This window comes from Leifsonia shinshuensis (assembly GCF_014217625.1).
Taxonomy (GTDB): Bacteria; Actinomycetota; Actinomycetes; order Actinomycetales; family Microbacteriaceae; genus Leifsonia; species Leifsonia shinshuensis_A.
In genome coordinates, this window is record NZ_CP043641.1 from 2,820,573 (window position 1) to 2,846,610 (window position 26,038).

The window sequence follows — 26,038 nt, forward strand, 5'->3', positions numbered from 1 at the left end:
CCCATAGGCTCTCAGCCATGACCGACCCCGCAGCCTCCCCCGCAGCCGCGAGCCACGATGTCGTGATCGTCGGCGGCGGGCACAACGGCCTCACCGCCGCCGCCTACCTCGCCAAAGCCGGACGCAGCGTCATCCTGCTCGAACGGCTGGACGACGTCGGAGGCGCCGCCGTCAGCGCCCAGGCGTTCCCCGGCGTGGAGGCCCGGCTCTCGCGCTACTCCTACCTCGTCAGCCTCCTGCCGCAGCGGATCATCGAAGACCTCGGTCTCGACATCCGGCTGGCCCGGCGCCGCTACTCCTCCTACACACCTGTGCCCGGCGACCCCGACGGCGCCGGCCTCCTCATCGACAACACCGACGAGGAGGCCACCGCCGCGTCGTTCGCCCGGATCGGCGCCGCGGACGACGCCGAGGCCTTCACGCGCTTCTACGAGTCGACCGCGGCCGTCGCCCGCGCGCTCTGGCCCACCGTCACCGAACCGCTGCTCACCCGCACCGAGGCGAAGGCCCTGGTCGGCGACGACGAGCTGTGGGACGCGCTGATCGAGCGGCCGATCGGCGGCTTCATCGAGTCCCGCCTCCGGAACGACCTCGTCCGCGGCGTCGCCGCCACGGACGCGCTGATCGGCACCTTCGCCAGCGTCGACGAGGCCGACCTCTCCCAGAACCGCTGCTTCCTGTACCACGTGATCGGCCAGGGCACCGGCGAGTGGGATGTCCCGGTCGGCGGCATGGGCTCCGTGACCGGCGAGCTGGCCCGGGTCGCCCGCGAGGCCGGCGCGCGCATCGTCACCGGCGCGGAGGTCACCTCCATCAGCCCGGACGGCTCCGTCTCCTATACGCGCAACGGCCACGAGCGCCGCGTGGAGGGCCGCAACGTCCTCGTCAACGTCGCCCCCGACGTGCTCGACGCCCTGCTCGGCGAGCCCGCAGACCCGCCGCGCCCGCGCGCCGAGGGCGCTCAGGTCAAGGTCAACCTCCTGCTGAAGCGGCTGCCGCGCCTGCGCGACGAGTCCGTCGACCCGGCCGCGGCGTTCGGCGGCACGTTCCACATCAACGAGACGCTCACGCAGCTGGAGGCCGCACACGACGGGATGCTGCGCGGCGTGATGCCCGAGCTCCTGCCGTGCGAGATCTACTGCCACACACTCGCGGACCCGAGCATCCTGGACCCCGACCTCGCCGACAGCGGAGCGCAGACGATCACGGTCTTCGGCCTGCACACCCCCGACCGCTGGCTGACCGACGACAACAACGACGCCACGCGCCAGCGGCTCCAGGACGCCGTGCTCGCCTCCCTGAACTCGGTGCTGGCCGAGCCGATCGAGAGCCTGCTGCTCACGGACGGCGACGGCAACCCGTGCATCGAGACGAAGACGACCCGCGACCTCGAGCACGCGCTCAACATGCCGGGCGGCAACATCTTCCACGGCCCGCTGTCCTGGCCGTTCGCCGAGGACGGCGACGAGCTGCGCACGCCCGCCGAGCGCTGGGGCGTCGCGACGCGGCACGAGCGGATCCTGCTCTGCGGCTCCGGCGCGCGCCGCGGCGGGGCGGTCAGCGGCCTCGGCGGCCACAACGCGGCGATGGCGGTCCTGGAAGGCTGAGGCCGCCGGCCGCGCCGGACGCGCGCGCCTTCGAGGACTGGAAGGACTCGCACGCGACACCCAGGCGTGGCCCCCTGCCGGAATCGCGAACCGGTGACTAGTGTGTGCATCACGAGGGGGACTCTGCAGGAGGTCATCATGATGCCGCAGCCGACAGGACGACTCGTACGCAAGGACGACGGAGTGTATGTGGTCCTCGACCGCATCTTCAAGGCTCCGATCGAGGAGGTGTGGACGTACTTCAGCAGATCGCCTCGGCTCGCCGAGTGGATCGGCGAGTACACCGGCACGGGATCGACGGGCGCCGTCAAGTTCCGGATGAACGCGGAGGGCGACGGAGCCGAGTGGCAGAACGTCGCCGTGATGGTCTGCGACGCACCGCACCGTCTCCACGTCGACGTCGGCAAGGCGCCGGACTCGCTCGTGATGTTCGTGCACCTGACGGAGGCGAGCGGCCACACGACCGTCACGTTCGGACAGCGGCTGCGCGCGATCGGCTCATCCGCGGACTACTGCATCGGCTGGGACTACTACCTCGACCGCCTCGTCGCCGCCCACAACGGCAAGGAGCTGCCGAACTGGGACGACTACTACCCGGCGATGCGCGAGCACTACGAGACGCTCTGCCGCGAGCTGGACCACGACATCCGCGCCGAGCACCTGACCGCTCAGCGGAACGGCACGACCGGCTGAGCCGCTCTCCCCTGGTGCAGGCCGCCGCTCAGTGCCAGCGGTGGTCCTGGAGGGTGATGCGCGGCCCGCGGCGCTGGAACCGGAACCCGCTGGCCAGGATCAGCCGCACGACACGCTGACGCTGGCCGCGCCACGGCTCCAGCAGTTCGAGCATCCCGTCGTCGTCCACGCGCGAGCCGGTGAGCGCCTCCCCCACTTGATGCGCCAGGTGGTAGTCACCGACGCTGACCAGGTCGGGATGCGCGTGCGAACGCTGGAGGGTCTCGGCCGCGGTCCACTGCCCGACTCCGGAGATGGTCCGGAGGGCGGCCTCCGCCGCGTCGAGGGAGTCCGCAGCTCCGATGGTCCGCTCCAGCGACGGCGCCAGCACGAGCACCGCCTGAACGGCACGCGCGCGCCGAGGGTCGACCCCGGCCCGATGCCAGTCCCACGACGGGATGCCGCGCCACTGCTGCAGTGTCGGGACCACCCGCATCCCCTCGGGCGCCGGTCCGGGGGCGGGCTCGCCGTACCAGCGCAGCAGCCGCGCCCACGACCGGTACGCCTCCAGGCTGGTGACGCGCTGCTCGATGATCGCGGGGAGGAGCGCTTCCAGCACGAGGCCCGTGCGGGTCAGCCGGAGCCCTGGATTGCGGTGCAGGCTCTGCCTCAGCAGGGGATGCGCCGACACGTCGAGCCCCGCCCAGTCGTCGCCGCGGCCGAGCAGTTCCGGCACTGCGGAGATGACCCAGTGCGCGCCGGGTCCCCAGGCCGCGGCGTGCACACTCCCGTCGGCCGCGGGGCGGAGGACGCGCAGAGTCGCCGGCCCCTCCGGCGTGCGCCAGGTGCGCCACATCCCGCCGAGGTCCCAGGTCGTCGTCGGGTCGTACGGACCGCGGCCGAGCTGGCCCAGCGTGCCGGACAGGTCGAGCGGGCCCGCCGGACGGTACACCGTCTCCACGGCACGCCCGGAGGGGGCGTCTGCGGGGAGCACAGCGGTCATGCACGGCATGCTACGTCACGCGGCTGACCTTCGGGCCGATGCCGGGGCTGGCCGCCTGTCGGCGGTCTCCCCTAGGTTCTCCCCATGGGAATCGAAATCGAAGCAGGCGCCGTCGCGCGCCTCCGCGACCGCGTCCACGGGACCGTCTACCTCCGCGGCGAGGAGGGGCTCGCCGCCGAAGTCGCCTGTTTCAACCCCACCGTGCGGCACGACCCGGACGTCGTGGTCGCCGTCGCCGACGAGGAGGATGTCGCGCAGGCCGTGCGGTTCGCCCGCGAGCAGGGCCTCCCGGTGCGCGTCCAGGCCACCGGCCACGGCTCGGAGGCTCCGATCGCCGGCGGCCTCATCGTCTCCACCCGCGCGCTCGACGCGATCGATGTCGACGCCGCATCCCGGCTGGTCCGGCTGGGCGCGGGAGTCCGCTGGGCGCCGGTCATCGCCGCCGCCGCCGAGTTCGGACTGGCCCCGGTCACCGGATCCTCGACCAGCGTCGGCGCGGTCGGCTACACCCTCGGCGGAGGCCTCGGCCCGCTGGCCCGCACGCACGGCTTCACCGCCGACTGGGTGCGCGGCTTCCGCGTCGTCACGGCGGAGGGCGAGATCGTGACGGCGGACGCGGAGTCGCATCCCGAGCTGTTCTGGGCGCTCCGCGGCGGCAAGGGCGGCCTCGGCGTCGTCACCGAGATGACCCTGGAGCTGGTCCCGCTCACGACCCTCTACGCGGGCAGCGTGTTCTTCGAGGGCGACGCGATCGAGCCGGCCTTCCGCGCGTGGGTGGACTGGGCGGGTGCGCTGGGCGAGGAGGCCACGACCTCCGTCGTCCTGCTGCGCATCCCGGATGTGGAGGGTCCGCCTCCGCCCCTGCGCGGGCGCACCGTGCTCAGCGTGCGGTTCGCGTATCCGGGCGACGCCGCGGAGGGCGAGCGGCTGTTCGCGCCGATCCGCGCGGCGGCGCCGGTGTTCCTCGACTTCGTCGGGGTGATCCCGACGACGGCGGTCGCGACGATCCACAACGACCCGGAGGAGGGCTCGCCGGCCTGGATCCGCGGCTTCATGCTCGACGACTTCGACGCCGCGGACGGCGACGCGCTGTTCGACGTGGCCGGCCCGCACGTCGACTCGCCCTTCCTCGCCCTGGAGATCCGCCAGCTCGGAGGCGCAGCCCGGCGCGACACGGACGACGGCACGGCCGTCGGCGGGCGCGACAGCGGCTACACGCTGAGCGCCATCGCCGCCGACCCCGCGACGTTCGACAGCGCCGCTCCGGCTGCAGCCGAGGCGATCACCCGTGCGCTGCAGCACCGCATCTCCGCGATCACCAACGTCAACTGGGCGGCCGACCTCACAGACCCGGCCGTGTTCGCGGGCGCCTGGCCGGCCGACGTCCGCACGCGGCTCACCGAGGCGCGCGCGACCTACGATCCGGAGCGCGTGTTCGCATTCGGCCCGGCCTGAGCGACGGGAGTCCGGCTCACTCGGCCCAGACGCTCGGCGCCTCAGCGCGGGTCGAGGGCAGCGCGGCGTCCGCGCCCCACTCGAGCAGCCACTCCGGAACGGTGACGTCCGTCGGCGCCGGGCCGACGGCCTCCAGCAGCTCCTCGATCGAGACGACGCCGCCGCTGCGCTTCAGGAACCGGCCGCGGATGAATGCCTGGGTGTAGATCTCGCCGTCGACGGTGAAGCGCTGCTCGACGTAGACGGCCTTCTCGTCGAACCCGAGGATGCGCGACTCGACCACGAAGGGCTGCCACAGCTCCAGCGACTTGCGGAACGAGATGGTCTCCGACGCGACCACGGGATACCAGCCGCGCTGCTCGAAGATCGCCCAGACGCCGTTCCTGCGCAGCAGGTCGAACCGCCCGATGTCGGCGATCGACAGGTACACGCCGTTGTTCATGTGCTTGAGGATGTCGAGGTCCGTCGGCAGTACCCGGAAGCGGGTGCGCGCCACGTCCCAATGACCGAGGCGTGCGCCGAACCGGGAGAGGAACGCGTGGAGCATCGTCCGGAAGATCATGTGCACGCGGTCATGTTAGTGATGCGCCAACGCCTCCTCATCTTCGTTGTGGACCCTCTCCAAGCCCGCTAGGGTTCTGCGAGGGGGAAATCGTGCCGAATCGAATATTCCGGGGTATTGCCGCGTCGAAGGCCGCTCGCACGCGCGCTCGACGTGCCGCTGCCGTCGCCATCGCCGCCGTCGCCGTCGTGTCGGTGCTCGCCGGCTGTGCGCTGTTCGGGGGCGGGGGCGGAGGGAAGCCGGTCGCCGCTCCCACGCACTCGCGGACGCCGAAGCCCACGACGACACCCGTGGCGGAGGATCGCAGCTACGCCACCGCGACGCCGACCCCGACACCGGTGCCCGTACCGACCCTGACACCGGTCCCGGCCGGCACGGTCGTCGCCGAGGCGAGCGTCGCGTCGCCCAAGGGCAGCATCCACTTCCACTACCGGGTCGTCTCGAACGGGGACAACACCTACTCGGCCCAGTACTCGAACTTCACCTCCACGGTCCCGGTCCCCGTGTCTGTCACGTTCATCGACATCGCACCGAACGTCGGCGACGGCCTCACCTACCACGGCATCGGGGACCACCTGCTGGGCGGCCCGACCTCCAGTGCCGCCGCGGCGTCCACGGCGGTCCTGACCGGCGCCGGCCAGCCGTCGTACCTCGGCACGCTCGTCACGTACTCCTCGGCGGCCTCGTTCGACGGGGTGCCGCAGGAGCTCGGGCCGAACAAGGTGCTCGCCGTCGACAAGGTCCGCTGGTCGGTGCCGGTCCGGCCGTCCAACGTGCACCCGGTCGACTCCGGAGCGCGCACCAACGCGGCGGGAGCCGTCACGGCGACGACCGCGAGCGGCGCCCCGCGACGCTACGAGGTCGCGGAGGGCGACACGACCCAGGCTGTCGCGGATCGTTTCGGGATCCCGGTGGAGTGGCTGCTCTGGCTCAACCCCGACCTGCCGGGCGGGCCCGGCAGCCAGTACCTCTACGCGTCGACGGCCCTGAACCTGGACCCGGACAGCCTGTAGGAGTCCGCTCAGCGCGGCAGCGGCACCTCGAGGATGCTCGGCCCGGCCGGCGGCGCCGAGAGCGCCTGGTCCAACTCGCCCTTGGTGCGCGCGATCCCGTACTGCCAGCCGTAGGCCTGCGCGAGAGCGGACAGGTCCACGGTCTGCGGCGTGTACAGCACCCGGTCGAACGCCTCGGCGGGCGCGGTGCTGGCGACCTCCAAGCCGTCGAAGATCGTCCCTCCCCCGTCGTTCCCGACGACGACCTGCAGGTGCGGGCGCGTCTCCCCGGCACCGCCGAGCAGTGCGCCGACATCGTGCAACAGCGCGAGGTCGCCGAGCAGCACGCGGGTGACCCCCGCGGCCGTCCCGTGCTCCACGGCTGCCGCCTCGGCCGCGAGCGCGATGCCCGTCGCCGTCGCGATCGTCCCGTCGATCCCCGCCAGCCCGCGGTTGGAGTGCACGACGATCTTCTTCCCCCGCACGAGCCGGTCGGCGTCCCGGATGAGCCGGGAGGCCCCGAGCACGAGCCGGTCGTGCGGCCAGGTGTAACGCCAGAGCGCCTCCGCCAGCAGCGGCCGCGTGATCGGCGCGCGGACCGCGGCGAGCTCGGCGCGGGCGAACGCGAGGGCATCCGCCGGCTCGTACGAACGCGCCTTGCCGACATCGGGAGCGGACGCGGCGGGATCCGCCGATCGCTCGGCCTCCTCGGTCAGCCGCCGGCTCGCGAAGACCCAGCTCCCGACCCACGACCGCACCTCGGGGCTCCGGAGGTCGACGCCCGCGGGCGCCTGCACGCCGCCGACGACCCGCGCGCGGCGGCCGGGGTTGTACGCCTCACCGCCGGTCGGCGCGACGACCAGCACCTCGACATCGTCGCGCAGGAGCAGGGCAGGGACCTCACGGCTGAGCGTGGGATGCCCGAACACGACGGCCCGTTCGACGCGGGCGCCGAACGCGTCCTCACGCAGCAGTTCGCGATACGCGACGACGAGCTCCGGCCCGAAGCGAGCGCCGCTCGACACCTCGGCGAGCAGCGGATAGCCGCCCGCGCGGGCCAGCTCGGCCGCCTCGGCTCCGGAGTCCGCTCCCGCGACGACGACGGTGAGCGGACCGTCCGCCAGTTCAACGACCTCCCGCCCCAGGGCGGAGGGCCCGGCGGTCGCGGGCAGCCCACCGCGAACGAGCCCGTGCACCGACGGGACGGCCACCGACAGCGGCTCGCGGAACCCGACGTTCAGGTGCACCGGCCCCGGATCCGCGGTCGCCGCACCGACGGCCTCCTCGACGGCAGCGCGAGCCAGCGTCCTGGCCTCCTCCGTCTCACCGTCCGCGCCGACGGGAGCGGTCACGTCATGGCTGGCGCGCACGACCGTCCCGTACAGGCCGTCCTGCCGCGTGGTCTGATTCGAGCGGATGCCGCGCAGCTCGCTCGGCCGGTCGGCGGTGACGACGATCATCGGGATGCCGGCCTCGTGAGCCTCCAGCACGGCCGGGTGGAGGTTGGCGGTCGCGGTCCCGCTCGTCGTGACGATCACCGTCGGCGCACCGGTCTCGCGGGTCAGCCCGAGCGCGAGGAAGCCACCGACCCGCTCGTCGATCCGCACGTGGAGCCGCGCGGCGCCCGCGCGTTCGAGCTCCGCCGCGGCGAGCGCGAGCGCCTGGGAGCGGGATCCGGGGCTCACGACGATGTCGGAGACGCCCGCCGCCACGAAGCCGGCGAGGAGCGCGAGCGCGTAGTCGGTCGACGGGTTGCCGGTGGGCGTCAGTGCGCTCGTCTCGGCTGCGGAGGGCGCGCTCGAGCGGGGCGCACCGGCCTCCACCTCCGCGGGCTCTTCCGAGACCCGCGGGTCACCCATCCCGTCGGCCGGTCTGGTCGTCGGGGCCGTTGTCGTCGAGTTCGGCGAGTTCCTTCTCGAGCCGGCGGATGCGCTCCTCCTGGTCGTGGTCGATCCGGAGCTTGCCGAGGAACTCGGGGTCGTCGTCCGGGGCGCTGACCCGGCGGCCGACCTCCGTGCGTCGTCGGCCACGGCCGATCAGGAACCAGAGGATCCCGCCGATGATCGGGAAGAGGACGATGATGAGCACCCACACGGGCTTGGGTAGGCCACGCACCCTGGAACGGTCGAAGAGAGCGCAGTCTGCCACCGAATAGATGTAGAAAACCGCGGCTGCGACGCCGAGGACTATCCAGAGGCGAACCATGGCTACATCGTAACTCTCAGAGAGCCTGCCTAAGCTGGGAGGGTGAAGCGGATTCCCTCCTGGTTGACCTATACCGTGCTGCGCCTCGTGCTGTTCGCGGTGCCATTGGTCATCCTGCTTCTGCTCGGCATCGTCTGGTGGGCCTCGGTCATCGCCGCAGCCCTCATCGGCCTGTGCCTGTCGTACATCCTGCTCGCCAAGCAGCGCCACGCGGTCGCGTCCGACCTGTACGCCGTGCGCCACCGCGACAAGCCGGCTCCCTCAGCGGACGACGCCGAGGACGAGGCGATCGACGCCGCGCAGGCTGAGGCCGGCACGACGCCGGGGCAGCCTACGCAGGGTCACTCCGTATCCGGAACGTCCACGCCGGGCCACTCCACGCCCGGTCAGCCGACGCCCGGTCAGAACGCGTAGGCGAAGCCGAGCGCGAGCGCCACGAGCAGCCCGGTGAGGCTGGTGAGCTGCAGGGCCGTGATGAGCTCGCGCGGCGTCTTGCCGAACAGGGTGATGACGCACGCCGGCAGCGCGGCGAGCAGCGCGAACATCCCGAACCACGCGAACGGGTAGAACAGCGCCAGCACCGCGAGGATGCCGAACGGCACGAGCAGGAACACGCAGAACACGATCCGCGAGGCTGTGCTCCCGAGCAGGACGGCGAGCGTGCGCTTCTTGGCGAGCCGGTCGGGCTCGATGTCGCGGATGTTGTTCACCATGAGCACGGCGCAGGCGATGAGCCCGGCGATCACGCCGCCGAACCACGCCTCCTGGTTGACGGTCTTGGCCAGCATGTACGTCGTCCCGGCCGTGGCGACGAGCCCGAAGAAGACGAAGACGAACACCTCGCCGAGGCCGTAGTAGCCGTACGGACGCTTGCCTCCGGTGTAGAACCAGGCCGCCGCGATGGCCGCGGCACCGACGATGAGCACCCACCAGAGCTGCGTGAGCAGGACGAGGATGAGCCCGGCGACGGCCGCCAGGCCGAAGAACGTGAGGGCGACGGTCAGGACCTTCTTGGGCGCGGCCTTGCCCGAACCGGTGAGCCGCCCTGGCCCGACCCGGTACTCGTCCGTTCCCCGGATGCCGTCCGAGTAGTCGTTGGCGTAGTTGACGCCGATCTGGAGCAGCACGGCGACCGCCAGGCACAGCAGCGAGCGGATCGGGTGCCAGACGCCGGCGCCCTCCACGACCTTCGCTGCGCCGACACCGATGAGCACGGGGGCGACGGCGAGCGGAAGCGTCCGCAGCCGCGCGCCGGCGATCCAGTCGGATGCGGTGGCCGGACGCACCGCGGAAGCCTTGGCGCCCGGGCGCCCGCTCCTCCCGCCACGAGGTCCGCGCGCCGGGGGTGGCGCCATCCGCTGCATCCGAGGGTTGTTCTGGCTCATCACAGTGCGAATCGTAACAACAACCGCTATGCCAGAGGCTCGTCGCGCGCGTCGCCACGCGCGAGCCCCGCGGCGGCCACCCGGTCGGGCTTGCCGCTGCTGAGGTGCGGGAGCTCGGCGACGGTCACGATCCGCGCGGGTGCCGCCGCCCGCCCGAGCTGTTCGGCGACCAGGGCGCGGAGTCCACCGAGGTCGGCCGTCGCCGTCGCGACGACAACCGGCACCTGCCCCCAGCGCGGATCGTCCGCCGCGACGACGACAGCGTCCCCGAGCCCCGGCCGCGACCGGACGAGCTGCTCGACCGAGTCGAGCAGCACCTTCTCGCCACCGGAGATGATGACGTTGTCCGACCGGCCCCGCACGGTCACGCGCCCGTCGTGCACGTCGCCGAGATCACCCGTGCGATACCAGCGGACCCCGTCCTCCTCGTGGAACGCCGCCGACGTCCGCTCGGGATCGCCGAGGTACCCCTCCGCGAGCGTCGGCCCGCTGATCTCGAGCAGCCCGTCGACCTCGCGCACCAGGGTCGTGCCGATCGGCGCCCCGTCGTAGACGCACCCGCCCGCCGTCTCACTCGACCCGTACGTCGTGAGGAGCCGCGCGCCCAGCATCTCGGCCCGCTCGCGCAGGCCACGGTCGAGCGCCTGTCCACCGACGAGGATGCCGTCGAACCGCCGGAGAGCGGACCCGACCTCACGCGCCCCTCCCTCGGCGGCGTCCACCAGCCGGGCGAGCTGCACCGGGACGAGCGACGTATAGCGGAGGTCGTCGGTCAGCTCGCCGGCCAGCGCCGCGAAGCGCAGCGGATCGAAGTGCCCCTCCCCGTAGAGGACGGGCTCCGTCCCCGCCGCCAGCGAGCGGACCAGCACCTGCGCCCCGGCGACGTAATGCGCCGGAAGCGCGAGCACCCACTGCCCCTGCCCACCCATCGCGCCCGCGGAGGCGGCCGCACTGGCCAGCAGAGCATCAACCGAGAGCGCCACCCGCTTCGGGACCCCGGTGGAGCCGGAGGTCTCGATCACGAGCGCGACATTCTGCGGAGCCCGCTCGGCAGCGCCCGGCCATCCCGCGCCAGCCGTCCCCGCACCGTCCGGAGCACCTCCAGCCGCCCCGGCCCGGCTCGACCCAGCAGCATCCCCACTCGCATTCCGTGGAACGACCGCCGCCCCACCGTCGGACAGGGCCTCCCTCAACGCCGCGAAGACCTCCCCCGGACGGCGGCTGTCGACCACTCGATACGGTCGCGTCACCTCACCCTCACCGTGAACCCTTCCCCGCTGCTCCGATCGCCCGCACCTTCAACACTCCGTTCGTCAGTACCGCCACCCCTCAGTACCGCCACCGCTCAGTACTGCCACGGGAACGGCGACCAGTCCGGCTCCCGCTTCTCCAGGAACGCGTCGCGGCCCTCCACCGCCTCGTCCGTGCCGTAGGCCAGCCGGGTCGCCTCCCCCGCGAACACCTGCTGCCCGACCATCCCGTCGTCCACCGCGTTGAAGGCGAACTTGAGCATCCGGATCGCTGTGGGCGACTTGGTCAGGATCTCCTGCGCCCACTCGACCGCCGTCGCCTCCAGCTCGGCGTGCGGCACGACCGCGTTCACCGCGCCCGTCTCGTACGCGCGCTGCGCCGAGTACTCGCGCGCCAGGAAGAACACCTCGCGCCCGAACTTCTGCCCGACCTGCCGAGCGAAGTACGCGCTGCCGTACCCGGCGTCGAAGGAGCCGACGTCGGCGTCGGTCTGCTTGAACTTGCCGTGCTCCGCGCTCGCGATCGAGAGGTCGCACACCACATGGAGCGAGTGACCGCCGCCGGCCGCCCATCCCGGGACGACCGCGATGACGACCTTGGGCATGAACCGGATCAGCCGCTGCACCTCGAGGATGTGCAGCCGGCCGCTGCGCGCCGCGTCGATGCCGGACGCCGTCTCGCCCTCGGCGTACTTGTACCCGTCGCGGCCGCGGATGCGCTGGTCGCCGCCCGAGCAGAACGCCCAGCCGCCGTCCTTCGGGCTCGGCCCGTTGCCGGTCAGCAGCACCACACCGATCATCGGGTTCGTGCGGGCGTCGTCCAGAGCCGCGTACAGCTCGTCCACCGTGTGCGGGCGGAACGCGTTGCGCACCTCGGGCCGGTTGAACGCGACGCGCGCGATGCGACCGCTCACGTCGTGGTGGTACGTGATGTCGGTGAGCTGCCCGAAGCCGGGAACGTCCGCCCACACCGCGGGGTCGAAGAGGTCTGATACTGCCGAAGCCATGCCACAAGACTACGGTCGAGCGCAATGTGAGATCGGGTCGCGTGCCAAACTGGTGGAATGCTGCCCGAACTCGCCGACCTGTTAGGGACAGCGCGCGTCGTCCGTCTCCCGATGCGCTCGCGATTCCGCGGGATCACCGCGCGGGAGGCCGTCCTCTTCGAGGGCACCGAGGGCTGGACCGAGTTCTCGCCCTTCGTCGAGTACGACGACCAGGAGGCCGCCGCCTGGCTGCACGCCGCGATCGACTTCGGCTGGCGGAGCGCCCCCGCGACGCTGCGCGACACCATCCCGGTCAATGCCACCGTCCCGGCCGTCGCGGCGGAGGACGTGGCCGCCGTCCTCGACCGCTACCCGGGAGCCCGCACCGCGAAGGTGAAGGTCGCCGAGCCGGGCCAGACCCTGGCCGACGACGTCGCCCGCGTCCGGGCGGTCCGAGAGCATCTCGGTCCGGAGGGCCGCATCCGCGTCGACGCGAACACCCTGTGGAACGTGGACGAGGCAGAGCACGCCATCCACGCGCTCGCGCCGTTCGATCTCGAGTACGTCGAGCAGCCGTGCGCGACCGTCGAGGAACTCGCGGAGATCCGCCGTCGCACCCGCTACATGGACATCCCGATCGCCGCCGACGAGAGCGTGCGCAAGGCGAGCGACCCGCTCGCGGTCGCGCGTGCCGGCGCCGCAGACCTGCTGGTCATCAAGGCCCAGCCGCTCGGCGGCATCCACTCCGCTCTCCGGATCGTCGCGGAGGCCGGCCTGCCGGTCGTCGTCTCCAGCGCGATCGACACGTCGGTCGGCATCGCGATGGGCGCGCACCTGGCCGCAGCGGTGCCCGAGCTGGAGTTCGACTGCGGCCTGGGAACGGTCGCGATGTTCGAGCACGATGTCGCGGTGGAGCCGCTGATCCCTGTGGACGGAGCGATCCCCGTCGTCCGCCCGCAGGTGTCGACCGCGCAGCTCGACCGTCTTTCGGCCGCGGAGGATCGCACCGAGTGGTGGCTGGACCGGGTACGCCGGTGCTACCGGATCGTGGAGCACGCGGCCGCACTCTGACGGTGCGAGCGCGCCGGCGCCGTCAGCGGTGAGGACGCCTCCGCCCTCCAGGCCGTGGACGCGTGACGCGAACGCACAGCGCAGGTCCACGTCCACGCGGTTCAACGGGCGGCGTCAGCCGTACAGCCGCTCCGGCACCTCGAGGCCGTAGATCGCACGACCCGAATCCCAGATCGCACGGCACGCCGCACGGAGCAGGTCGAGTTCGTCGTCGCCCTCGCTGACGATGCGGACGTCGTTGCCGTCGATGGCGACGGTGGACTTTCCGACGGTCACGGCGCCGTTCTTCGCGGTCTTCGCCTCCGGGTACGGCTCGCTCAGCGCGCGCAGATCGCCCAGGATGTAGGTCGGCCGCGAGTCGGCGTCGGCAGCGAGCAGCTGCTTGGCCCGGTCGATCCCCGTGAGGACCAGCACCGAGTCGATCCCCGCGCGGTTGGCGCCGAGGATGTCGGTGTCGAGCCGGTCACCGATGAAGAGCGGCTTCGTCGCCTGGAAGCGGGCGACGGCCTCCTCGAAGATCGCCACCTCCGGCTTCCCCGCGACCAGGGGCAGCCTCCCGGCGGCCGTGTGGACGGCGGAGACCAGCGTCCCGTTGCCGGGCGCGATGCCGCGGGCGACCGGGATCGTCCAGTCCGTGTTCGTCGCGATCCACGGCCGCTCGCTGTCGGTGCGTCCCTGGAGGGCGAACGCCGCCTCCGCGAGCTGCGCCCAGCCGATGTCGGGCGAGAAGCCCTGGATGACCGCGGCGGGGTCGTCGTCCGCCGAACGCGTGACGGAGAACCCGCCCTTCTGGACTTCGTCCACCAGGCCGTCGCCGCCGACGACGAGGATCGTGGACCCCGCAGGGACGTGTTGGCTCAGCAGTCGGACGGCGGCCTGCGGCGAGGTGACGACATCCCGCGGTTCGACATGGAGGCCGAGCTCGCTCAGGTGCGCAGCCACCGAGGCGTCGGTCCGGGAGGCGTTGTTGGTGATGTAACCGACCCTGATGGTTTCGGCTACGCCGTTGAGGCTGTCGACGGCATGCGGGATGGCATCCGGGCCGGTATAGACGACCCCGTCGAGGTCGGCCAGCACCAGGTCCACCCCGGTCAGCGGGGTCACAGCGTCACTCGTCCGTCGAAACAGCGCCATCGTGCGGCTCGTCCTCCACGTTCTCGTCGGTCCTGGCGTGCTGGTCCGAGGACTCCCCGGCCGGGGCCTCCTCGGCGTCGCCGTCTGTCGCGTCGCCACTCGCCACGGCCTCGTCGGAAGCGGGCTCGTCGGTCGCAAGCTCCTCGGCCGCGGACTCGTCGGAGCCAGCCTCTTCGTCGTCGACCGGGACCTCGTCGTCTGCGAGGCCGGCCGACAGCAGTTCCTCCACCTCGTCCTCGTCCGAGAACTCGGCGTCCTCCATCACCACGGCCAGCTCGAACTCTTCCTCGATCACGTGGACCGTCTCGAGCTCGGCGTCGGCGTGTGCCTCCTCGAGCGCGAGCTCGGCACGGTCGGCCCGCTCCCGCCAGGACTCCGAGTCGGCGTCGCGGCCGAGCGCTTCGAGCACTTCGGCGTACGCGTGGAAGAGGTCCGGACTCCAGCTGAACGCACGGTTCGGGTCGAGCTGCGGGATCTCCAGCTCTGCCAGCGCCGCCTCCTCCTGACCGAGGTCGAGCCGGGCGCCGGACATGGCGATCGCCAGCGACACCTGGACGTCGGACGGAAGCGCGCCGCGGTCGACCGACCGACCCAGCTCGAGCGCCCGGTCGGGCCGGCCAACGCCGCGCTCGCTGTCCACCATCAGGGCGATCTGGTCGTTGGAGCCGGTGATCCGGCGATACGTGCGGAGTTCGCGCAGCGCGAGCGCGAAGTCACCGGTCGCGTACGCAGTGATGGCGAGCGTCTCGCGCACCACTCCGATGCGTCCGGCGCGGCGCGCGGCCGACAGGGCGTGACGGTGCGCGAGCTCAGGGTCGCTGTCGATCAGGCGCCCCGCCATGACCAGGTGCTGCGCGACCCAGTCGGCGTTGTCCTTGCTGAGCGTCTTGAGCTCGACGCGTGCTTCTTTCGGCAGCTCACGGGCCTCGACGTCCATGGGGAGGTCGGGATCGTCGTGCCGCGGACGAACCGACCGCAGCTCACGCGCGAGCTGCGCCTCGGCGTCGAGCTCGTACTCGCGCTCCCGGGCGTCGCGGTCACCGCGCGCGGGCCGGCCATCCCTCGTCCAGAGCTTGTCGTCCGAGCGGCCGTAGCCCTTTCCGCCGCCTGCGGGACGTCCACCTCGACCGCCCTGATCGCCGCGCGCTCCCTGGCCACCACGGGCGCCGGCGCCGTCACGGCCCCCGGCGAAACCACGCGATCCGGCACCGTCACGCGACCGCGTCGCGTCCCACGAGCCGCCGCGCTGCCCACCGCGACCCTGCTGCGAATCGCGGTTCGAGTCACGCTGCCCATCCCGGCTCCACTGGCCGTCACGACCGTGACCGCCGCCCTGGGGACTCCGGCTGTGCCCATCCCGCCCCTGGCCGTCGCGGCTCCACTGCCCTTCACGGCGTTGACCGTCGCGGCGCTGACTGTCACGGCTCTGACCACTGCGGTTCCAACCACCATCACGGCCTTGGCCGCCACTGCTCTGACCGTCACGGTTCCAGCCGCCATCACGGCGCTGACCGCCACCGGCCTGACCATCACGATTCCAGCCACCATCGCGGCGCTGACCGCCACCGCCCTGGCCATCACGACTCTGACCACCGCGGTTCCAGCCACCGTCACGGCCCTGGCCGCCACCGCTCTGGCCGTGACGATTCCAGCCACCGTCACGACGCTGACCGCCACCGCCCTGGCCATCACGACTCTGGCCATCACGACTCTGGCCACCGCGGTTCCAGCCACCGTCACGCCGCTGACCCTCACGGTCTTGCCCCGCGCGACCTTGACCGCCGTTCTGTCCGCTGCGACCATATCCGTCGCGGCCCTGGCCATCCCGGCCGTATCCGTCGCGGCTCTGGCCGTCCCGGCCCTGGCCATCCCGACGCGGAGCGCGACCACGCTGTCCGTCGCGGCTCCACTGTCCATCGCGGCTCGACTGGCCGTCTCGCGACCGGCTGGCGCCGCCTGTGCGCGACGAGCCGCCCGAGCCGCTTTGACGGCCGGCGCCACCGCCGGCGTTCGTGCGTCCGTAGCCCTGGCCCGAATCGCGTCGCGGTGCGCCGCCGGAACGGGTGCCGTCTCCGCCGGCGCCGCTGCGTGGGCGACCGGAGCCTCGACCGCGGTCGTCACCGCTCGAGGCGGACGTCCTGTCGTCTGCCGGTGTATCGCTCACGACTTCTCCTGTCGGGTGCCGGGGTTTCCGCCCAGCCTATGTGCGTGGATCGCGCTGGGAACCGCCCGCGCGAAATTGTTCCGTTAACGCGAAATGGCCACCCATCACTGGGTGGCCATCTCACAAAGAAGTCCGGCGGTGTCCTACTCTCCCACAGGGTCCCCCCTGCAGTACCATCGGCGCAGAGAGTCTTAGCTTCCGGGTTCGGAATGTAACCGGGCGTTTCCCTCTCGCTATGGCCGCCGAAACACTATTGATGTATCAAAGTGAACGATCAAGCTTCGCTTGAATCAGTTCTCGACCGTACATCGAGAACCACATAGTGGACGCGAGCAATCTCTAGCCCCTCATACCCGCCTTACAACGGTATGAGAGTAGTGATTATCAAATTGTCGGCTTATTAGTACCGGTCAGCTCCATGGGTCTTTAGTCCCCACTTCCACATCCGGCCTATCAACCCAGTAGTCTAGCTGGGAGCCTCTCGCCCGAAGGCATGGAAATCTCATCTTGAGGCCGGCTTCCCGCTTAGATGCTTTCAGCGGTTATCCATCCCGAACGTAGCTAACCAGCGGTGCTCCTGGCGGAACAACTGGCACACCAGAGGTTCGTCCAACCCGGTCCTCTCGTACTAGGGTCAGATCCTCTCAAATTTCCTACGCGCGCAGCGGATAGGGACCGAACTGTCTCACGACGTTCTAAACCCAGCTCGCGTACCGCTTTAATGGGCGAACAGCCCAACCCTTGGGACCTACTCCAGCCCCAGGATGCGACGAGCCGACATCGAGGTGCCAAACCATGCCGTCGATATGGACTCTTGGGCAAGATCAGCCTGTTATCCCCGAGGTACCTTTTATCCGTTGAGCGACAGCGCTTCCACAAGCCACTGCCGGATCACTAGTCCCGACTTTCGTCCCTGCTCGACTTGTCAGTCTCACAGTCAAGCTCCCTTGTGCACTTACACTCGACACCTGATTGCCAACCAGGTTGAGGGAACCTTTGGGCGCCTCCGTTACTTTTTGGGAGGCAACCGCCCCAGTTAAACTACCCACCAGGCACTGTCCCTGAACCGGATTACGGTTCTAAGTTAGATATCCAAAGTGACCAGAGTGGTATTTCAACATTGACTCCACGAACACTGGCGTGTCCGCTTCAAAGTCTCCCACCTATCCTACACAAGCCACTCCGAACACCAATACCAAGCTGTAGTAAAGGTCACGGGGTCTTTCCGTCCTGCTGCGCGTAACGAGCATCTTTACTCGTAGTGCAATTTCGCCGAGTTCGCGGTTGAGACAGCTGGGAAGTCGTTACGCCATTCGTGCAGGTCGGAACTTACCCGACAAGGAATTTCGCTACCTTAGGATGGTTATAGTTACCACCGCCGTTTACTGGGGCTTAAATTCTGAGCTTCGCCGAAGCTAACCCTTCCTCTTAACCTTCCAGCACCGGGCAGGCGTCAGTCCGTATACATCGTCTTGCGACTTGGCACGGACCTGTGTTTTTAGTAAACAGTCGCTTCCCACTGGTCTCTGCGGCCTTCAAACGCTCCCGGAGCAAGTCCGTTCACGCCTCAGGCCCCCCTTCTCCCGAAGTTACGGGGGCATTTTGCCGAGTTCCTTAACCACGATTCTCTCGATCTCCTTAGTATTCTCTACCTGACCACCTGAGTCGGTTTGGGGTACGGGCGGCTGGAACCTCGCGTCGATGCTTTTCTCGGCAGCATAGGATCACCCATTTCGTCAATGAAGACTACGCATCGTGCCTGGGCCTATATGAGAGACGGATTTGCCTATCTCTCGGCTTACACACTTACACCGGGACAACCATCGCCCGGCTGGGCTACCTTCCTGCGTCACACCTGTTAATACGCTAGCCGCACCAGCATGGGGTCGAGCGTTAGGCCCGGACCTTCACCCCGAAGGGATCCGTGTCCAGGATTAGGACTCTTAGCACCACTGGATTAGCTTGGGCGGTTCTTCGCCGGTACGGGAATATCAACCCGTTGTCCATCGACTACGCCTGTCGGCCTCGCCTTAGGTCCCGACTTACCCAGGGCGGATTAGCCTGGCCCTGGAACCCTTGGTCTTTCGGAGGACGGGTTTCTCACCCGTCTTTCGCTACTCATGCCTGCATTCTCACTCGTGTGGCGTCCACGGCTGGTTTACACCGCCGCTTCACTCGCCACACGACGCTCTCCTACCCATCAACACGGCTGGACCACGAAGGCCTACCAATAATGTCAATGCCACAACTTCGGTGGCGTGCTTGAGCCCCGTTACATTGTCGGCGCGGAATCACTTGACCAGTGAGCTATTACGCACTCTTTCAAGGGTGGCTGCTTCTAAGCCAACCTCCTGGTTGTCTGTGCAACTCCACATCCTTTCCCACTTAGCACGCGCTTAGGGACCTTAGTTGGTGGTCTGGGTTGTTTCCCTCTCGACGATGAAGCTTATCCCCCACCGTCTCACTGCTGCGCTCTCACTTACCGGCATTCGGAGTTTGGCTGACGTCAGTAACCTTTTGGGGCCCATCGGCCATCCAGTAGCTCTACCTCCGGCAAGAAACACGCAACGCTGCACCTAAATGCATTTCGGAGAGAACCAGCTATCACGAAGTTTGATTGGCCTTTCACCCCTATCCACAGCTCATCCCCTCAGTTTTCAACCTAAGTGGGTTCGGTCCTCCACGACGTCTTACCGTCGCTTCAACCTGGCCATGGATAGATCACTTCGCTTCGGGTCTAGGACATGCGACTGAATCGCCCTATTCAGACTCGCTTTCGCTACGGCTACCCCTCACGGGTTAACCTCGCCACATATCGCTAACTCGCAGGCTCATTCTTCAAAAGGCACGCTGTCACCCCTACAAGGAGGCTCCAACGGTTTGTAAGCAAACGGTTTCAGGTACTATTTCACTCCCCTCCCGGGGTACTTTTCACCTTTCCCTCACGGTACTTGTCCGCTATCGGTCATCTGGGAGTATTTAGGCTTATCAGGTGGTCCTGACAGATTCACACGGGATTTCTCGGGCCCCGTGCTACTTGGGATACTCTTCGCGCCATTGGACCATTTCGGCTACGGGGTTGGCACCCTCTGTGACTGGCCTTTCAATGCCATTCGCCTATGATCCTCTGTAACGCTTGCAGTTCGGCAGAAGCTGCTGAAAAGTCCCGCAACCCCGACCATGCAACGCCTGCCGGCTATCACACATGATCGGTTTAGCCTCTTCCGGTTTCGCTCGCCACTACTAACGGAATCGCTTTTGCTTTCTCTTCCTGTGGGTACTGAGATGTTTCACTTCCCCACGTTCCCTCTACCCGCCCTATATATTCAGGCGGGAGTCACTGGGTCACCTTACGGGCCCAGCGGGGTTTCCCCATTCGGAGATCCTCGGATCAAAGCTCGTTTATCAGCTCCCCGAGGCTTATCGCAGATTACTACGTCCTTCTTCGGCTCCAGATGCCAAGGCATCCACCGTTTGCTCTTAGAAATTTGAAATCACATGAGTTTTAGAATCGATCGGCCCATCCGAAGATGAGCAGATTGACCAATGATCTATCAGTACATAAGTACTGTGATCATCTATGTGATTCGAACCCGAAGGTTCGAATCTAAGATGCTCGCGTCCACTGTGTAGTTCTCAAAGTACGGGCGGTACCTTCTCCGCCGGCCGAGTTATGGCCGACCAGAAAAGGTCCAGAGGATTCGGTTCTCATCCGAGTGGATGAGGTCCGGTCCCTCAGGACCCAACAGCGTGCATGTGCGGGGCTTCCGGGTCCGAACCGTTCCTATCCCGAGGGATGTACTGAATTCGAGCCGTTCGGCTCCGCACCAATGTCAATGTTCCACCCATGAGCTAACCGGCTGAGACGTTCGCTCAGATCCGGCGCCTGGACACCCGAGGGTGCCAGATGCTCCTTAGAAAGGAGGTGATCCAGCCGCACCTTCCGGTACGGCTACCTTGTTACGACTTAGTCCTAATCACCGATCCCACCTTCGACGGCTCCCTCCACAAGGGTTGGGCCACCGGCTTCGGGTGTTACCGACTTTCATGACTTGACGGGCGGTGTGTACAAGGCCCGGGAACGTATTCACCGCAGCGTTGCTGATCTGCGATTACTAGCGACTCCGACTTCATGAGGTCGAGTTGCAGACCTCAATCCGAACTGAGACCGGCTTTTTGGGATTCGCTCCACCTTACGGTATTGCAGCCCTTTGTACCGGCCATTGTAGCATGCGTGAAGCCCAAGACATAAGGGGCATGATGATTTGACGTCATCCCCACCTTCCTCCGAGTTGACCCCGGCAGTCTCCTATGAGTTCCCGCCATTACGCGCTGGCAACATAGAACGAGGGTTGCGCTCGTTGCGGGACTTAACCCAACATCTCACGACACGAGCTGACGACAACCATGCACCACCTGTTCACGAGTGTCCAAAGAGTTGACCATTTCTGGCCCGTTCTCGTGTATGTCAAGCCTTGGTAAGGTTCTTCGCGTTGCATCGAATTAATCCGCATGCTCCGCCGCTTGTGCGGGCCCCCGTCAATTCCTTTGAGTTTTAGCCTTGCGGCCGTACTCCCCAGGCGGGGCGCTTAATGCGTTAGCTGCGACACGGAAACCGTGGAATGGTCCCCACATCTAGCGCCCAACGTTTACGGCGTGGACTACCAGGGTATCTAATCCTGTTCGCTCCCCACGCTTTCGCTCCTCAGCGTCAGTTACGGCCCAGAGAACTGCCTTCGCCATCGGTGTTCCTCCTGATATCTGCGCATTCCACCGCTACACCAGGAATTCCATTCTCCCCTACCGCACTCTAGTCTGCCCGTACCCACTGCAGGCCCGAGGTTGAGCCTCGGGTTTTCACAGCAGACGCGACAGACCGCCTACGAGCTCTTTACGCCCAATAATTCCGGACAACGCTCGCACCCTACGTATTACCGCGGCTGCTGGCACGTAGTTAGCCGGTGCTTTTTCTGCAGGTACCGTCACTTTCGCTTCTTCCCTACTAAAAGAGGTTTACAACCCGAAGGCCGTCATCCCTCACGCGGCGTTGCTGCATCAGGCTTGCGCCCATTGTGCAATATTCCCCACTGCTGCCTCCCGTAGGAGTCTGGGCCGTGTCTCAGTCCCAGTGTGGCCGGTCACCCTCTCAGGCCGGCTACCCGTCGTAGGCTTGGTGGGCCGTTACCTCACCAACTACCTGATAGGCCGCGAGTCCATCCTTGACCGAAGTTCTTTCCACGTACAGGAGATGCCTCCGTACGTCATATCCGGTATTAGCTTCCGTTTCCGGAGGTTATCCCAGAGTCAAGGGCAGGTTACTCACGTGTTACTCACCCGTTCGCCACTAATTCCCTAGAGCAAGCTCCAGGTTCATCGTTCGACTTGCATGTGTTAAGCACGCCGCCAGCGTTCGTCCTGAGCCAGGATCAAACTCTCCGTAAAATGTTCAGCTCCAAGTCGCAAGCGACTGGAAACATAGTGCAGGATCGGAGAGGAATATCTCGTCTCCTGCGAGTTTGTCTTGACTAGTTTCGAATATCTACTGACATTCTGTTTCTAATCCAAAGGAATCTCTTGCATCGACTTTCAGACCGAGGTCTTCGGGTCAATGCCGAGGTTTTTGGCATTTGACATTGTGCACGCTGTTGAGTTCTCAAGGATCGGACGCTCTCACCTTCAACCCTCTCGGGCTTCTCTGTGAGGCAACTTCTCTACCTTACCACTCTCAGTCAGTTTGTCAAGTCGGCCGTTTCGCGCTCTTTCGTTCATCCATCGTGGGATACATCCGATTTGCACGAACCGAACCGGTTAGACCTGCTCAGTGAGTGGGGTGTTAATCCTAAGCGCAGCAAAGCAACTCTTTCAAGTTGAGATTTGCCGCTAGGCTAAGGATTCGGTCCCGCTTGAGGCCGGGGAGCTCTTCCGCTCTCCCGCACCTTTGGGGTGACAAGTAAGTACTTTACGCAGGCCTCCGGAGCGTGGCAAATCCCGCTGACATCCCGGGCGTGTCGCAGGGCCGGATCCGCGTGATTCCGCGGATCTCTCCCCCGGAGACGCAAAAACGCGGCCGCCTCGAGGGCGACCGCGTCATGCGGATGGGTGCGGAATCCGATCAGGATCCGAGCCCGGAGTAGGCGTGCAGTCCGTGGAAGAACACGTTGACGACGCCGAAGTTGAAGAGCACCGCTGCGAAGCCGATGATCGCCAGCCACGCGGAACGCGATCCGCGCCAGCCGCGGGTGGCGCGCGCGTGGATGTAGCCGGCGTAGATCACCCAGATGATGAACGTCCAGACTTCCTTGGTGTCCCAGCCCCAATAACGACCCCACGCCTTCTCGGCCCAGATGGCTCCGGCGATCAGCGTGAACGTCCACGCGATGAAGCCGACGATGTTGATCCGGTACGCGAGGTTCTCCAGGGCGACGGCGCTGGGAAGCGTCGCGAGGAACTTGAACTGCTGCGGGCGCGACTCCGCGACCTGGCGTTCACGCCGGTACTGCAGGAGCTGGAGTCCCGACAGCGCGAAGCCGAGGGCGAAGAACGCCGTGCCCAGCACGGCGACGATGATGTGGATCACCAGCCAGTACGACTGCAGTGCCGGCTGGAGCGGGACCACCGGGACGTAGTACCGCAGCAGGGCGACGCCTTGCAGAACCAGGATCAGGCCGATGATGAACGTGCCGAGGTACTTGATGTCCCACTTGAGGTTCGCGACCAGGAAGACTCCGACGATGACCAGCGTGCCGGTCATCGAGAACTCCCACATGTTGGCCCACGGCACCCGGTCCGCCGCGATGCCGCGCAGGACCGTGGCGATCAGGTGGAAGCCCCAGCCCACGATGGTGAGACCGAACGCCCACTTGATCGACGCCGACGAGGCGGCGCCGTTCATCACGTCGTCCTCGAGTCGCGTGCTGATGCGGGACGACAGCCGGCCGAGCGCGGATGACGGCGGCGCCGCGGGAGGCGCGACCGTCCCGCCGCCGGACGCGGACATCCGTGCGGCCGTCGCACCCACCGGTTGGGCGACCTCCGCCCTGCGGGCGACGGCGCTCGGGACGACCGCGGCCTCCTCGGCCGTGGCTCTGGCTCCTCTACGCGCGAGGTCGAGCGCGAACGCGATGAACGCGGCCGCGTAGAACCCCATCGCCACATAGATGAAGACCGTGGACAGCTGGGACAGGGTTTCGGTCACGATGGAAGCCTAATTCGTCGGGGTTCGGGTGAGGAGTGCGGTGTGCTCGTCGGCGACGGCGGTCACAGCCGCGAGGAGGTTGGGGTCCTCACCACGGGCGAGGCCAGCGTACTCCAGGGTCAGCGAGCCGTCCGGGTTCTCGACCGACTTGACCCAGATGCGGCGTCGCGGCACGAAGAGCGACGTCAGCAGGCCTCCCAGGATGAGGATCGCGAAGAGCAGCACCCAGCCCTGGGCGGGGTCGTGGTGCACGTCGAGCGATGCGTAGCGCTTGACGCCGCCGAGCGAGATCGTGCCGAGTCCGCTGGGGAGCTCGACGGTCTGCCCCGGCTTCAGCTGAAGCGCCTTGGTCTTGGTGCCGGGGCCGGCCAGCTGGGACATCTTGTCGGTGTTCAGGCTGTAGACCGATTGCGGGACGCCGCTGTCGACGCCGAGGTCGCCTGCGTAGACGTTGAGACTCAGGACCGGGTCGTTCAACCCGGGGAACGTGGACGTCAGAGCTCCTGCCGCGGTCGCGCTCTTGCCGACCGTCGGATAGAAGAAGCCGATCATGCCGACCTGCTCCCTGAGGCCGTCCGGGACCTTGACCCAGCCGAGGGACGTGAGCTGCGCGTCCTCGGCGATGAACGGCACCGAGTCGCTGAACACCACCTTGCCCTTCGGATCGCGGACCGTGATGGTCGGCGCGTACCCGTTGCCGAGCAGGTAGACGTTGGTGCCGCCGATCCCCAGCGGCTCGTTGACCTTGATCGTCGAGGAGCCGGAGGTGTCTCCCGGACCCGTCGTCGTGACCTTGGCGGTGTAGTCGAGCGGGGTGCCCTTGGCGTTCGGGTTCTTCGTCTCGTAGGCGACGTCGAGGCTGTCGACGCGGATGGAGAACGGTTCGAGCGATCCGTCGGAGAAGAACCTCCCGGGGTTGAACGAGTTGTACGACGGCAGGCTGTTGACGAAGCTCTGGCCGACGACGACGACCTTCTGACCGGTGTAGCCGAAGCCTCCGCCGATGCCGACGGCGACCAGCACGCCGAGCAGTGCGATGTGGAACACGAGGTTGCCGGTCTCGCGCAGGTAGCCGCGCTCGGCCGAGACCGAGGTCGACCGCGCGTCCTGGTAGAGCGACACCCGGTAGCGCGAGCGACGGAGCACCTGGCGCGCGGAGTCGATCGGGTCCGGCGCGTCCGCACGCAACTCGGCGGGCAGGATGCGCGCCTGGAAGGCCGACATCCGGGTGAGCCGCACGGGTGTCTTCGGCGGCCGGGCACGCAGTGCACGGAAGTGGTGCGCCGTGCGCGGGATGATGCAGCCGATCAGCGAGGCGAACAGCAGCAGGTAGATGGCCGAGAACCAGAACGACGTGTAGACGTCGAAGAGCTGGAACTTGTCGAGCACCGGAGCGAGCTGCGGGTTGTCGCTGAAGTACTTGGTGACGCCGTTCGGGTCGGCGCCGCGCTGCGGGAACAGCGAGCCGGGCACCGCCGCGATGGCGAGCAGGAGCAGCAGGAACAGCGCCGTGCGCATGCTGGTGAGCTGCCGCCAGGCCCAGCGCACCCAGCCGAGCGGGCCGAGCTTGGGCTGGACGACGTTCGGATCCTCACGCGGAGGTGCGACGTCGATGTGGTCAGATGGCCGGGACAAAGCCGGAGATCACCCCCAGGAACTGGGACATCATGGCGGTCCAGAGGCCGGTCGCCATCATCACGCCGATGACCACGAGCAGCGCGCCACCGATGATGTTGATGACCCGGATGTGCCGCTTGAGGAAGGCCACCGAGCCGGCGACCCAGTCGAAGCCGAGGGCGACGAGCAGGAACGGGATGCCGAGGCCGATGCAGTAGAAGAGCCCGAGGAGCGCTCCGCGCCACGGCGACCCGCTACCGACGCTGAGGGCGCTGATCGCCGCGAGCGTCGGGCCGATGCATGGGGTCCAGCCGAGGCCGAAGACGACGCCGAGCAGCGGCGCCCCGATGAGTCCCGTCGCCGGGCGCCAGGTCGGCTTGATCGTGCGCTGGAGGAAGGAGAACTGGCCGATGAAGACGAGGCCCATCAGGATGACGAGCACGCCGAGCACCTGGATGACCACCTCCTGCCAGCGGACCAGCCAGCTCCCGAGCGCGCCGAACGCGGCGCCGTAGGCGATGAAGACGACGGCGAAGCCGAGGACGAACAGCGCGACCCCGGTCAGGACCCGGCCGCGATCGCGCTTGGCGCCGGGGTCGCTGATTCCGCCGACGTAGGCGAGGTACCCGGGCACGAGCGGGAGCACGCATGGAGACGCGAACGAGACCAGTCCCGCGAGGAGCGCGATGGGCAGTGCGAGCAGGAGCTGGCCGCTGAAGACGATCTGACCGACGTTCACG

Annotated in this window: 19 protein-coding genes and 3 rRNA genes; 7 read left to right on the forward strand and 15 right to left on the reverse strand. The window is 67.7% G+C overall.

The window, feature by feature from the left end; genetic code table 11:
• The first annotated feature begins 17 nt into the window (after nt 1-17).
• On the forward strand, nt 18-1,607 hold the full coding sequence (locus F1C12_RS13620) for a phytoene desaturase family protein (RefSeq protein ID WP_185275491.1): 1,590 nt from the start codon (nt 18-20) through the stop codon (nt 1,605-1,607).
• A 138-nt stretch (nt 1,608-1,745) separates the two neighbouring features.
• The gene (locus F1C12_RS13625) at nt 1,746-2,300 is read left to right on the forward strand and encodes an SRPBCC domain-containing protein (RefSeq protein ID WP_185275492.1); all 555 of its coding nucleotides are present in this window, start codon (nt 1,746-1,748) and stop codon (nt 2,298-2,300) included.
• A 28-nt stretch (nt 2,301-2,328) separates the two neighbouring features.
• Here F1C12_RS13625 and F1C12_RS13630 read toward each other — a convergent pair whose 3' ends face one another.
• Nucleotides 2,329-3,282, reverse strand: a complete 954-nt coding sequence (locus tag F1C12_RS13630) for a DNA-3-methyladenine glycosylase family protein (protein WP_185275493.1) — start codon at nt 3,280-3,282, stop codon at nt 2,329-2,331.
• A gap of 84 nt (nt 3,283-3,366) precedes the next feature.
• Between F1C12_RS13630 and F1C12_RS13635 the strand changes: the two genes are divergently transcribed.
• Nucleotides 3,367-4,737, forward strand: coding sequence for an FAD-binding oxidoreductase (locus F1C12_RS13635; protein WP_185275494.1), 1,371 nt, complete (start codon nt 3,367-3,369; stop codon nt 4,735-4,737).
• A 16-nt stretch (nt 4,738-4,753) separates the two neighbouring features.
• Here F1C12_RS13635 and F1C12_RS13640 read toward each other — a convergent pair whose 3' ends face one another.
• On the reverse strand, nt 4,754-5,305 hold the full coding sequence (locus tag F1C12_RS13640) for an acyl-CoA thioesterase (protein WP_185275495.1): 552 nt from the start codon (nt 5,303-5,305) through the stop codon (nt 4,754-4,756).
• Between the two features lie 86 nt (nt 5,306-5,391).
• Here F1C12_RS13640 and F1C12_RS13645 point away from each other — a divergent pair, with 86 nt between their 5' ends.
• The gene (locus tag F1C12_RS13645; protein WP_258046277.1) at nt 5,392-6,312 is read left to right on the forward strand and encodes a LysM peptidoglycan-binding domain-containing protein; all 921 of its coding nucleotides are present in this window, start codon (nt 5,392-5,394) and stop codon (nt 6,310-6,312) included.
• 8 nt (nt 6,313-6,320) lie between these two features.
• Here the strand turns inward: F1C12_RS13645 and menD are convergent, their stop codons facing one another.
• Together menD and F1C12_RS13655 are read right to left on the reverse strand one after the other, a co-directional pair.
• Entirely contained in the window at nt 6,321-8,150 is a 1,830-nt protein-coding gene (gene menD, locus F1C12_RS13650; RefSeq protein ID WP_185275496.1) for a 2-succinyl-5-enolpyruvyl-6-hydroxy-3-cyclohexene-1-carboxylic-acid synthase, read from the reverse strand.
• Complete coding sequence (locus tag F1C12_RS13655; protein WP_185275497.1) at nt 8,143-8,496, reverse strand: PLD nuclease N-terminal domain-containing protein; 354 nt, start codon at nt 8,494-8,496, stop codon at nt 8,143-8,145. Before F1C12_RS13655 ends, menD begins: the two co-directional genes overlap by 8 nt.
• A 42-nt stretch (nt 8,497-8,538) precedes the next feature.
• On the opposite strand from F1C12_RS13655, the gene F1C12_RS13660 reads away from it, so the two are divergent.
• The gene (locus F1C12_RS13660) at nt 8,539-8,910 is read left to right on the forward strand and encodes a DUF4229 domain-containing protein (RefSeq protein ID WP_258045895.1); all 372 of its coding nucleotides are present in this window, start codon (nt 8,539-8,541) and stop codon (nt 8,908-8,910) included.
• Here F1C12_RS13660 and F1C12_RS13665 read toward each other — a convergent pair.
• The 3 genes from F1C12_RS13665 to F1C12_RS13675 form a co-directional block, all read right to left on the reverse strand.
• Entirely contained in the window at nt 8,898-9,881 is a 984-nt protein-coding gene (locus tag F1C12_RS13665) for a 1,4-dihydroxy-2-naphthoate polyprenyltransferase (protein WP_185275498.1), read from the reverse strand. The two genes, F1C12_RS13660 and F1C12_RS13665, sit on opposite strands and share 13 nt — an antisense overlap.
• 26 nt (nt 9,882-9,907) lie before the next feature.
• Nucleotides 9,908-10,903 carry an AMP-binding protein gene (locus tag F1C12_RS13670; protein ID WP_258045896.1) on the reverse strand — a complete coding sequence of 332 codons (996 nt, stop codon included), beginning with the start codon at nt 10,901-10,903 and terminating at the stop codon, nt 9,908-9,910.
• Between the two features lie 323 nt (nt 10,904-11,226).
• Nucleotides 11,227-12,138, reverse strand: a complete 912-nt coding sequence (locus F1C12_RS13675) for a 1,4-dihydroxy-2-naphthoyl-CoA synthase (RefSeq protein ID WP_185275499.1) — start codon at nt 12,136-12,138, stop codon at nt 11,227-11,229.
• 57 nt (nt 12,139-12,195) lie between these two features.
• On the opposite strand from F1C12_RS13675, the gene F1C12_RS13680 reads away from it, so the two are divergent.
• Entirely contained in the window at nt 12,196-13,188 is a 993-nt protein-coding gene (locus F1C12_RS13680) for an o-succinylbenzoate synthase (protein ID WP_185275500.1), read from the forward strand.
• A gap of 114 nt (nt 13,189-13,302) precedes the next feature.
• On the opposite strand, the gene F1C12_RS13685 is transcribed toward F1C12_RS13680, so the two are convergent.
• Together F1C12_RS13685 and F1C12_RS13690 are read right to left on the reverse strand one after the other, a co-directional pair.
• Nucleotides 13,303-14,322 carry an HAD-IIA family hydrolase gene (locus F1C12_RS13685; protein ID WP_185275501.1) on the reverse strand — a complete coding sequence of 340 codons (1,020 nt, stop codon included), beginning with the start codon at nt 14,320-14,322 and terminating at the stop codon, nt 13,303-13,305.
• Nucleotides 14,297-15,259: a hypothetical protein gene (locus F1C12_RS13690; RefSeq protein WP_185275502.1), complete on the reverse strand. Its 963-nt coding sequence runs from the start codon at nt 15,257-15,259 to the stop codon at nt 14,297-14,299. The genes F1C12_RS13685 and F1C12_RS13690 overlap by 26 nt, the downstream gene beginning before the upstream one ends.
• 18 nt (nt 15,260-15,277) lie before the next feature.
• Here F1C12_RS13690 and F1C12_RS13695 point away from each other — a divergent pair, with 18 nt between their 5' ends.
• On the forward strand, nt 15,278-16,573 hold the full coding sequence (locus F1C12_RS13695; protein WP_185275503.1) for a hypothetical protein: 1,296 nt from the start codon (nt 15,278-15,280) through the stop codon (nt 16,571-16,573).
• A 43-nt stretch (nt 16,574-16,616) separates the two neighbouring features.
• On the opposite strand, the gene rrf is transcribed toward F1C12_RS13695, so the two are convergent.
• The 6 genes from rrf to F1C12_RS13725 form a co-directional block, all read right to left on the reverse strand.
• Nucleotides 16,617-16,733 (reverse strand): 5S ribosomal RNA (rrf, locus tag F1C12_RS13700).
• A gap of 133 nt (nt 16,734-16,866) precedes the next feature.
• A 23S ribosomal RNA gene (locus F1C12_RS13705) occupies nt 16,867-19,980 on the reverse strand.
• A gap of 424 nt (nt 19,981-20,404) precedes the next feature.
• Nucleotides 20,405-21,928: ribosomal RNA gene (locus F1C12_RS13710) — 16S ribosomal RNA — on the reverse strand.
• The 16S, 23S and 5S rRNA genes sit together here, the layout of an rRNA operon.
• A gap of 670 nt (nt 21,929-22,598) precedes the next feature.
• Entirely contained in the window at nt 22,599-23,681 is a 1,083-nt protein-coding gene (gene ccsB, locus F1C12_RS13715) for a c-type cytochrome biogenesis protein CcsB (RefSeq protein WP_185275504.1), read from the reverse strand.
• Nucleotides 23,682-23,690: 9 nt separating this feature from the next.
• Nucleotides 23,691-25,316 (reverse strand): cytochrome c biogenesis protein ResB, encoded by a 1,626-nt coding sequence (gene resB, locus F1C12_RS13720; RefSeq protein ID WP_185275505.1) that lies wholly within the window; start codon nt 25,314-25,316, stop codon nt 23,691-23,693.
• Complete coding sequence (locus F1C12_RS13725) at nt 25,300-26,037, reverse strand: cytochrome c biogenesis CcdA family protein (RefSeq protein WP_185275506.1); 738 nt, start codon at nt 26,035-26,037, stop codon at nt 25,300-25,302. The genes resB and F1C12_RS13725 overlap by 17 nt, the downstream gene beginning before the upstream one ends.
• Nucleotide 26,038: the final 1 nt, after the last annotated feature.

Coding starts and splice junctions, on each gene's coding strand:
- F1C12_RS13685 (WP_185275501.1), bottom strand. CDS start 14,322: ATGGCGCTGTTTCGACGGACGAGTGACGCTGTGACCCCGCTGACCGGG.
- F1C12_RS13620 (WP_185275491.1), top strand. CDS start 18: ATGACCGACCCCGCAGCCTCCCCCGCAGCCGCGAGCCACGATGTCGTG.
- F1C12_RS13690 (WP_185275502.1), bottom strand. CDS start 15,259: ATGGACGTCGAGGCCCGTGAGCTGCCGAAAGAAGCACGCGTCGAGCTC.
- F1C12_RS13630 (WP_185275493.1), bottom strand. CDS start 3,282: ATGACCGCTGTGCTCCCCGCAGACGCCCCCTCCGGGCGTGCCGTGGAG.
- menD (WP_185275496.1), bottom strand. CDS start 8,150: ATGGGTGACCCGCGGGTCTCGGAAGAGCCCGCGGAGGTGGAGGCCGGT.
- F1C12_RS13665 (WP_185275498.1), bottom strand. CDS start 9,881: ATGAGCCAGAACAACCCTCGGATGCAGCGGATGGCGCCACCCCCGGCG.
- F1C12_RS13675 (WP_185275499.1), bottom strand. CDS start 12,138: ATGGCTTCGGCAGTATCAGACCTCTTCGACCCCGCGGTGTGGGCGGAC.
- F1C12_RS13655 (WP_185275497.1), bottom strand. CDS start 8,496: ATGGTTCGCCTCTGGATAGTCCTCGGCGTCGCAGCCGCGGTTTTCTAC.
- F1C12_RS13635 (WP_185275494.1), top strand. CDS start 3,367: ATGGGAATCGAAATCGAAGCAGGCGCCGTCGCGCGCCTCCGCGACCGC.
- F1C12_RS13680 (WP_185275500.1), top strand. CDS start 12,196: ATGCTGCCCGAACTCGCCGACCTGTTAGGGACAGCGCGCGTCGTCCGT.
- F1C12_RS13625 (WP_185275492.1), top strand. CDS start 1,746: ATGATGCCGCAGCCGACAGGACGACTCGTACGCAAGGACGACGGAGTG.